Source organism: Anabaena sp. AL93, from assembly GCF_001672085.1.
In the GTDB taxonomy this organism is placed as follows: Bacteria; Cyanobacteriota; Cyanobacteriia; order Cyanobacteriales; family Nostocaceae; genus Dolichospermum; species Dolichospermum heterosporum.
Genome location: NZ_LJOU01000159.1, coordinates 1 through 7,960 on the forward strand (window position 1 = coordinate 1; position 7,960 = coordinate 7,960).

The 7,960-nt window shown below is 36.6% G+C and carries 5 protein-coding genes; 2 read left to right on the top strand and 3 right to left on the bottom strand.

Features of this window, described 5'->3' with window-relative positions:
* Positions 1–259: 259 nt before the first annotated feature.
* The 3 genes from AN486_RS25490 to AN486_RS25500 form a co-directional block, all read right to left on the bottom strand.
* Positions 260–556: a DUF2103 domain-containing protein gene (locus AN486_RS25490; RefSeq protein ID WP_027401012.1), complete on the bottom strand. Its 297-nt coding sequence runs from the start codon at positions 554–556 to the stop codon at positions 260–262.
* Between the two features lie 2 nt (positions 557–558).
* Complete coding sequence (clpS, locus tag AN486_RS25495) at positions 559–882, bottom strand: ATP-dependent Clp protease adapter ClpS (protein ID WP_027401013.1); 324 nt, start codon at positions 880–882, stop codon at positions 559–561.
* Between the two features lie 109 nt (positions 883–991).
* On the bottom strand, positions 992–3,016 hold the full coding sequence (locus AN486_RS25500) for an FAD-dependent oxidoreductase (RefSeq protein ID WP_290602945.1): 2,025 nt from the start codon (positions 3,014–3,016) through the stop codon (positions 992–994).
* A 753-nt stretch (positions 3,017–3,769) separates the two neighbouring features.
* Here AN486_RS25500 and AN486_RS25505 point away from each other — a divergent pair.
* Positions 3,770–4,444, top strand: coding sequence for an alpha-ketoglutarate-dependent dioxygenase AlkB (locus AN486_RS25505; RefSeq protein WP_290602947.1), 675 nt, complete (start codon positions 3,770–3,772; stop codon positions 4,442–4,444).
* A 237-nt stretch (positions 4,445–4,681) separates the two neighbouring features.
* Positions 4,682–7,027: a tetratricopeptide repeat protein gene (locus AN486_RS25510; RefSeq protein WP_053539533.1), complete on the top strand. Its 2,346-nt coding sequence runs from the start codon at positions 4,682–4,684 to the stop codon at positions 7,025–7,027.
* Positions 7,028–7,960 lie beyond the last annotated feature (933 nt).

Sequence of the window (7,960 nt, forward strand, 5' to 3'; positions counted from 1 at the left end):
TACTGCTTGGGAAAATTTAATCAAGGCTTCTAATTCACTGGAGATCAGCGTCAGTGAGTTAATTGAAAGAGTGGGTAGAAATATGTATGGCAATATCAAGAAAGATGACTGTGACTAAAGTCACACGAGCCGCTTATATCTCAGGGCTAAAGCCGCTGAGTTTTACGCTTACCGGCTGTTCCTATAAAATTGAAGAATAATCAAAAGTCAAGGTTAGAACTGAACTTAGCTCCAACCTTGCTATTTGTAAATTCATAATTTAGGCAATTCTCATAGCAATAGCGATCGCACCTTCGAGTTCATCCTGTAGTAAAGTTGTGAGGATAAACACCTCCTGCACCGTCTTACCTTGACGAGCAATGATTTTATAGCCACCACGAATCGGTACAGACACCCGCAACTGCATTTTTGGTGCATGACCCTTAGCTCTACCAATCACCGCGGGTGTCACAGTTCCAATACCATGCTGTTGACACAAACGTTCTAAAATGGGAATTAGACCAGGAATATGGGTAGAGTGATTCCAAACAAGTCTACCATCAGTAGGTTTTGACATAATTAGGCTGCTTCCAGGGGAGCCATTGTCAACCCAGCCCGACGAAGTTGTTGGTGGTATAATTCTGCTGGTTCTTGGGGACCGGTCCAAACAATCGCTTGTCCTTCATAGTGTACCTGATTAGTGAGATCCCAAGCGCGATCGCCCGACATCCCCGGAATATACTTCATCAAACACTCAGCCACGTGCTGGAAAGTATTGAAATCATCATTCAACACAATCACCTTATAATTAGGATAGGTTTTCCGAGTCACTTGATTAACCCGGTCAGGTGTCACAGTTGGTGCTGAAGCCATACTGTACACATCTGCAATTCTTGTCACCATAGAAAAATGAGCCAAAAACGACATTGTAAAAACTGACATTACAAATAACCAGTTTAATCCATTGCTGGCTGAGTGAGAAAGTAGGGGCGCAGGGCCTGCGCCCAATTTACTACCGCCAATCATCCCAACTTTCATTAAAAATAGAAGTATCAGGAAAAGCCGTAGGATTCCCATTCGCCTCCAACAACTTTCTTAAAATTTGTAATTGTGGTTCTTGTTGAGGTAAATCATCAACCAATTGATATGGTGCGATTCCTTCTTTTAGTGCAAAACTCGCCACAGTTCCCGCAGCCGCACCAGAAGACCATTCAAAAGAATGAACCCGATAAGCCGCCGCCGCAATATGACTAGTAGCAATACTTTTTCCCCCTACCAATAAATTATCAATTTTTTGGGGAATCATTGCCCGCAAAGCAATTTGAAAAGGATAAGCAAGTCCTGCACCCCGCCTTTCTCCAGCACGTTCCTGATTACCAGGTGCTTCCACCGGACTTTTTGCCATACAAGGATGAAAATCTATGGCATAATGACCAATACCCACAGCATCAGGGTAAATTGTCGAACGACTCCGGCGAATAACTTTTTCTGGAGGAATTTCCCCACTAATTACAGATGTCGCCTCCAAACCAGCCACAGTTGCTTTTAGATTGCCATACATATTTGCTGGCAAAGTTTTCCGATAATATTCATCATTATAATTACGCCGAGAAATATCAACTTCCCAAATACCAAAACCTTCCGGTTGTCCCCAACTTGGACGACCAATAATCCGTCTTCCTTCCCGCATATAAGGGTATTTAGATAAACCATGAACCGTCCCCATAGGCGAATCTAAACCTGTTAAGAAACGGATATTTGTTTGCGGTTTTTTCACACCATTACCCAACTGAGAATCTGTAGTTCCCCCATACAACCAATAAAAATAGGAAAATGCTTTTTCTTCAGCTTTACGCAAAGTTTCTGTGCGTAGTCCACCTTGCCAACCTCCAGATTTTAACTGTCCAGAATTTTCTAATTGTTGCCGAGAATAAATAAGATTATCCGCCGCCGTTCCTGGACGGTAATCATTTCCCCAAGTCCAGTTTTGCATAGAAATATCCCCCGGTGTTGATGAAGTAAATTTCACACCATTGAATGTAGTTACTTGGCCTTTTTGCGGACTCCAAATTCGGCGATAGGTAAATACTAAATCAAAGTTTGCTAATCGTTTTAATTCATAACTAAAATATGGTGAATATTGTAAATAGAATGGCGGCATTATTTGGGTCTGGTGATCTTTTGTAGCCTCCATTGCAAAGGTATAAGTGAAACCTTGAGGACAATAAGGATAATTTATCGTGCTAGAAGATGAAGGTTCAAGATAGGAACGGGCATCAATTCCTAGACGATAAGGGACATCTGCTAAAGCAATAATTTCTCCAGTTTCACTTGTATCTACAACGTACCATTTTCCAGGATTATTTTGAGATGTTTTAGGCAGAAAACGAATAATAGTTTTACTCAATTGTGATGAGTTTTGATAACTATAAGCATCTTCAATAGTTTGAGATAAAGGATAAGTATTTAAAGGGAGTTGATTTTTTGCTGGTTGATGTTGAATTGCTATGGCATTATTAATAATTTTGCCATCTTTGCTAATTTCTAAATCTTTAATTACTGTATTCGGAAACCATTGTAATTTCCCTCTACCTTTTTTTTCCGCATCTTTGAGCATTTGTGTCATGATATTGTGAGCATCATGAGGCAGAAAACAGGAGTCACTTACCCAACAATCACCAGGATTAAGTTTGCCATATTTCCGTTCAATGCGGTTTCTTAATTCGGAATAACCGCGAGAATAGAATTGTTTAGCTCGTTGAGTTGGTCTTTCGTCTAATGCAGATGTCCCTTGGGAGGAGATTTGTCCCCCCAACCAGTCAGTTATTTCTGTTAAACAAACTGTGCGTCCTGCGAGTAACCCTTCGTAAGCTGTAGCAACTCCAGAGAGTCCACCACCCACAATGAGAAGCTCACAGTTGACGGTCTTATCCGGGGTACGTAGAGGGGTAGCGGTCACGGGATATAGCGTGATTAAGGTGGTAAATAGGCTAAAGCTGATGAATGATTGCAAGCCTTTTTTGTATCTACGTCTCATGGTTTTTGCACTCTGTACACTACTACGTCAAATTGTAGACGGTAGCGCCGGGGAAAGGTTCTTTGCAACTTGTTCCTTGTAAGTTACAGTATAATCAATGGGTATCTCCAGAAATTAAATATGCGTACCCTAGAACCCTTGTATACTAAACACGGTTCAGACATGGACTTTTACAAAATTACGAAAAACCTCAAGTCGTCTCATTCCCAGTCTCTGACTGGGAATGAATTCTAGAAGGCTCTGCCTTCAATGATATTAGAGGCAGAGCCTCATCAACTGCATTCCTAGTCAGAGACTAGGAACGAGATGTGGTAGGGATTTGAGCTTAAGTTGACACATATCAGCTTTTGGTTGACCCCTACTACACATCTGGGTTCTTTGTCATTTGGCAAAAGTTTAAATCTCACCCGTGTTTAGTATAGAGAGGTTCCATGGGTAGGGATTCTCGGCTCTACATTCTTTTCTGGAGATGTCTAATCTTTTAATTACACCTAAGTAGGTGAACAGAAAAATTTAAAGGTATGTGAAGAAAAGTAAAATCACTCAAAACTCTGTTCCCAGTTAAGAGTTCCCTGTTCCCTTGCCCCAACGACAATTTTTAACGCCCACCTACTTATCGGCAGCATATTTATTAGCACTCATTTTTCCAACACTTAGACTTGTTCATGATCAGTTGAATAAGTCGTATAAGTGCCTTTAGTAACATTTCATGAATATTCCAAACTCTACCATAACTTTGAAAAATAAACTTGTATGAGCAGTAAACAAACTACAAATTTTGTTCAAGGAGACTTATTTTCTGGGTTTGATGCTATTGGTCATACAGCGACTAATAACACAAGGAAACAAATACTATCTTTACCAGATGGGGAAGTTACTTTTTACCCTAATTTCTTCACAAAGCAAGAGAGCGATGACTTTTTTCAAGTTCTGCATAGTGATATTAAATGGCGACAAGATAGAATGAATATCTATGGTAAGGTAGTAGATGTACCAAGAAAGACAGCTTGGTATGGAAATAAAGGTAATTCATATAAATTTTCAGGTATTCATTTCGATCCTGAACCTTGGACACCAACTTTGCTACTAATAAAAGAGCAAATTGAGAGAATTGTAGAATCTCAATTCAATAGCGTTTTGCTCAATCTTTATCGTGATGGAAAAGATGGAATGTCTTGGCATACAGATGCGGAAAAAGAGCTAGGTAAAAATCCTGTGATTGCTTCTGTTAATTTTGGTGGTACGAGAAGGTTTATGTTTAGGCATAAGAACAACAAAGATTTGAAAGCAGAAGTTGAGTTAACACATGGTAGTTTTCTATTAATGGCTGGTACAACGCAGCATTTTTGGCAGCATCAAATTCCTAAGACATTGAAGAAAGTTGAACCTAGAATAAACTTGACTTTCAGGATAATTGTTCCTGTCTAATGATGTAGTTTATCAATAGTTTTAGAGTGCGTTATACTCTAGCTAATGCACTATCTTTACAATGAAATTAAAATGGTTGATGGCTAAATGGTATTTATCCATAATTCCATCCTCCACCCAAATCTGTTAATATCAAAAAACCCCATAGAAATCCAGTCACCCTACAACAATCATCTATCATAGATGGCATATAAGCACACCGCTGTCAATACTAACCACCGGATAGGGAAAATAGTGATGAAGAACAAAAACCCCTTATACTCAAATCTAGCTTTAAAAAGCGCCATTTTCTTGTCACCCTTGCTGCTATCAACGGCTTTTATCAGTGGGTATCTTGTACCATCTGCTACGGCTCAGGTACTATCAAATCAGGAACGGGAAGAATTAGCACGACTGCGACAAGAAACCCGCACTCAAAAACAAGTCCAATCTGATTTTGAACGAGCTTTTACTCGCACGAATACCTTACTCAATATCTGGTTGACTATTTTAAGTTTATTTCCTGTGGCTTTAATTGCCATATTATGGTTTTTTCGTCGAGCCGTAATTCGGGAAATTGGAGAAAGAGCAATGCAGCAGATTCAAGGAATTGAAAATTTGCAAACTCAATTAACTACAGTTCAAGCAGAAGCAAAACAACTGATTCAAAAATCTAAAAACACTACTCAAGAATTAGCACAGGAAGTTAATGCTCTTAAACAAAAAATTCAAGGTGAAGAAGAAAATTTATCTATTCTTTTATCTGATTTACCCAAGTCAAAACAAGAGTTTTTAACAGCTTTGGAAATTGAAGTTAAATCTGCTCAAGAGAATATCAGTAATTTAGAGTTTAGATTAAATACTCAACTAGAACAATTAACTTTATCTGCTCAACAGCAAAAAATTACAATTGACAATATCAAAAAGTTAGAATTTGAGTTATTTTCTCAATTTACCCAACTCAAATCAGAAGTGGAAAATCAAAAAGATATTGCTATTAGTGATATTGAAAAATCTCGCGCTGGTTTAATATCTCAATTTCAAGGGTTAGAGTCAGAAACTCAACAAGAGAAATTTCATATTGTTGAGAACTTAGCAAAACTACAATCAGAATTTAATAATGAATTATCTCAATTTGAATTAGATGTTAAAACTCAAAAAGATATAGTTCTAGGTAATATCGAAACCCTTAATAATATATTTAAATCAGACATTACTGAATTAAAAACTGATATCCAAGTTCAAAAATATCAATTGCTTGAAGATTTAGCTGTATTACAAAGCGAATTTTCTCACCAACTAAGAGAATTACAAAATACAGCTATTCAACGACAACAGCAAATAATTGAGAATCTAGAAAAATCTGGAGGAGAATTTACATCTCAGTTTTCAGATTTACAAAATGATGTGCAAAAACAGCAAGTTACTGTTCTAGAAAATCTGCAAAACTTAGAAATTGAATTTTCTCACCAACTAAGAGAATTACAAAATACAGCTATTCAACGACAACAGCAAATAATTGAGAATCTAGAAAAATCTGGAGGAGAATTTACATCTCAGTTTTCAGATTTACAAAATGATGTGCAAAAACAGCAAGTTACTGTTCTAGAAAATCTGCAAAACTTAGAAATTGAATTTTCTCACCAACTAAGAGAATTACAACATACAGCTATTCAACGACAACAGCAACTAATTGAGAATCTGGAAAAATCTGGAGGAGAATTTACATCTCAGTTTTCAGATTTACAAAATGATGTGCAAAAACAGCAAGTTACTGTTCTAGAAAATCTGCAAAACTTAGAAATTGATGCTCAACAACGTAAAGAGATAATTCTCAAAGAATTAGCAGAAATTACACCTACAATATTACCAGCAATAGAACAAAAATCAGAATCATTACAACCAGAAATTTCTATTGATGATTATATCAAACAGGCAGAAGTGCTATTTTTAGAAAAACGCCATGAAGATGCTTTAGCTATTTATGAACAACTCATTAAAATTCAACCAGAAAATCCAGAAAATTGGTTAAAACGGGGGATAATTCTCAATAGATTAAAACGCTACAAAGATGCTATAGCCTCCTATAATCAAGCTATCAAAATTAATCCTGAATATCATCAAGCTTGGTGTGATATTGGTGTGGCTTGTGGAAATTTAGGAAAACATCAAGAGGCATTTAACTGTTTTGATAAAGCTACTAAAATCAAACCTGATGATGGGGTTGCTTGGGTAAATCGTGGTTTATCTTTGCTAGAATTAGAACGTTGTGAAGATGCAGTTGCTTCTTTTGATAAAGCTTTAGAATTTCAACCCAACTCTCCCAAAATTTGGGATAAACGGGGTTACACATTGGTAATGTTGGGAGAAGATGATCAAGCAATTATCAGTTTTGATAAAGCACTAGAAATCAAACCTGATTATTCTAGTGCTTATTACAACAAAGCTGCCTGTTATGCACTACAAAGAAAAATTGAATTAGCTTTAGAAAATCTGCAAAAAGCTATTGAATTTAATCCCAGTTATCGAGAAGATGCTGTAAATGATATTGACTTTGATGAGATTAAAAATGATCCAGGTTTCCAAACATTAATTAAGAGTTGATGTGAGGAAACCCTCCAAAACTTGCCCTCAAGGGTTTTTAGCCTATTTTCTTATCATTAATAACATTGCCAGGTTGAATATCACTTTTTCGTCAATTTGTCAATAGGAAATTTTTGCGATCGCTCAAATTAGATTATTTCTGAGCAAATTCATGGCTAAAATTGTTTAGAGACTTCCAAATAAAAAAATGTCCCAAAACTGATGCAAAAATTCTCTCTCTGTGTACTCTGTGCCTCTGTGGTTCGTTTCTTGGGATAATTTATTTCTTGGAAGTCTCTTAAGGAATAGCTATTAATTTTGTAAAGTTTTGTATTAGCCTGGGAAAATGATTTCTGAACCTACTGTCAATCAAGGGTTTGAGACTAACATCTTCTGAAAAATCTAAAATTGACAATAGTAACCCAATTATGAAATTCTCTGAAATTATAGCAAATCGCTGAAAGTATAGCAACCTCGTTGATAAATAGAAAAGATTCTCAACTAATTATTAAGGAAATATAAAGGCAAATTGCTAAAAGTTATAAATATCAAAAGTATTATTGATTTTCTATAATTTAAGCTAATCATACAGCCATTATGAATAATATATCTGATAAATAGCATCTAGGATAAAACTAAGAGTAAGTAGGTGAACACAATAAAACCAAACTGTGTAAAGAAACGTAAAATCGCCCAAACCCTCTTCACTCTTGCCTATTGCCTCTTGCCTTTTGCCTTGCCATAACGACAATTTTCAACGCCAACCTACTTATATTATTAGATTAAGTAGGTGAACACAATAAAACCAAACTGTGTAAAGAAACGTAAAATCGCCCAAACCCTCTTCACTCTTGCCTATTGCCTCTTGCCTTTTGCCTTGCCATAACGACAATTTTCAACGCCAACCTACTTATATTATTAGATTAAGTAGGTGAACACAATAAAACCAAACTG